This is a genomic window from Leptospira inadai serovar Lyme str. 10 (genome assembly GCF_000243675.2).
GTDB classification, from domain to species: domain Bacteria; phylum Spirochaetota; class Leptospiria; order Leptospirales; family Leptospiraceae; genus Leptospira_B; species Leptospira_B inadai.
The window spans coordinates 1-1,741 of record NZ_AHMM02000010.1; the positions used below are offsets into that span (position 1 = coordinate 1).

2 protein-coding genes are annotated in these 1,741 nt (G+C 47.4%); both read right to left on the reverse strand.

Features of this window, described 5'->3' with window-relative positions; translation table 11 throughout:
- A partial coding sequence (locus LEP1GSC047_RS20770) for an NHL repeat-containing protein (protein ID WP_238325514.1) occupies positions 1–880 on the reverse strand: 880 nt, incomplete at its 3' end.
- Positions 881–1,037: 157 nt separating this feature from the next.
- A partial coding sequence (locus LEP1GSC047_RS03240) for an NHL repeat-containing protein (RefSeq protein WP_020988193.1) occupies positions 1,038–1,741 on the reverse strand: 704 nt, incomplete at its 5' end.

Sequence of the window (1,741 nt, forward strand, 5' to 3'; positions counted from 1 at the left end):
AGTCGACTACTACGTCAGTCGGATAACAGATGGAGGAAGCGTTGACGGTGCTACACAGGTTACTTTCATTGCCTGCCCCGTAGATCCGGGTTGCGAAACTACTACCCGAGGGATAATAGAGGATTCGATTATTGTTATAATCGGTCATGTAAACGTCGTCGGCGTTGCCTGCCCGGATTCCCCAGATACCCCAATTCGAATTGGTTCCGTTTCCAGGGACAAGGGCATTGGAATTAAAATTCGGTTGTCCGAACACTTTCGTGGCCGTAGTACTTCCAGGAGGGAAATACAGTGCTCGGTCGTTGTATGCATCGGCAACATACAGTCCTCCACTCACATCAAAGCTCAAATGTACCGGAGCATAGAGAGTATTTTCGTTAACGGACCCTCCCTTGTTTGCAGTATTCGTAGTGAAACTTCCGGCCTGCCCATAGACTTTATCCGCCGTAGTACTTCCGGAAGGAAATCTCAGGATCCGATTATTATAAAATTCCGTAATGTAGACGTTTCCGGAGGAATCTAGAGCCACACCTGTCGGGTTATTTGCCGATGTGGCACTAATTCCTCCGTTATTCGCTGTATTGGAAGTAAAGTCCGGTTGGCCGTAAACCCTGGTTGTAGTAAAGCCCGGGTAGGTTTCCGTACTGAGGGAAGGAGTCGAAGGGGTGGATAGTAGGAACAAAGGAATGCTCGAACTTCCCCCGACTCCGCCGCAAAGAGCGCCTGACGCGCAAAGGCTTGCAACTTCGCTTATACAGGAAACGGACAGAAAACTGGAAATCGCTAAAAGAAATATCAGCGAATTGCCCGAGACCATGCGGACTTGCGTGCCTCTTTGCCCTGTGAATTGAAAAGATTTGACCTTTTTTTTCGAAAACATTTCTGAACCCTTAATCATTGTCTTTTTTTTGGAAAGTTAGACGAAATATTGATAAAAATAATACAAAATCGAGAATTTTGTATTATTGACGTTAGTCGAAATTTTCCATTTTTTATTCTTTTCAATTGCTCAAATCCGAGACCCTATCTCCTATCCTTTACTTAGTAACCGTAATCGGTGGAAAATAAAGAGTGCGATTATTTCCCGTATCTGCAACGTACATTCCTCCGGAGGAATCCAGTGCAATGCCCTCAGGCAGGCTCAAGAGAGTAGGGCTGGTTCCAAAAGCGCCGGAAGTAAAATCCCCGCCCTTGCCATAGACTCTCGTTGCGGTAGTACTTCCGGGCGGATAATACAAAACACGATTATTGAATTTATCCGCTACATAGAGACCGCCTTGAGAGTCCAAGGCGATGCCCTTCGGTTTATTCAATGAACTTGCGGTGATTCCGCCGTTATTTGGGCCGCTGGATGTAAAGTCCGGTTGACCATAAACCCTGGTGGCAGTTGTGCTTCCCGAAGGATAATATAAGACTCTACTGTTTGCAAAGTCCACGGCATACAAACCGCCATTCGAGTCGACTACTACGTCAGTCGGATAACAGATGGAGGAAGCGTTGACGGTGCTACACAAGTTACTTTCATTGCCTGCCCCGTAGATCCGCGTCGCGAAACTACTACCCGAGGGATAATAGAGGATTCGATTATTGTAATAATCCGTAATGTAAACGTCGCCGGCGTCGCCTGCCCTGATTCCCCAAAAGTTCCAATCCGAGTTGGTCCCGTTTCCCTTGGTGCCGTCGCCGCTCCCGGAATTAAAATCCGGTTGTCCGAACACTTTCGTGGCCGTGGTACTTCCGG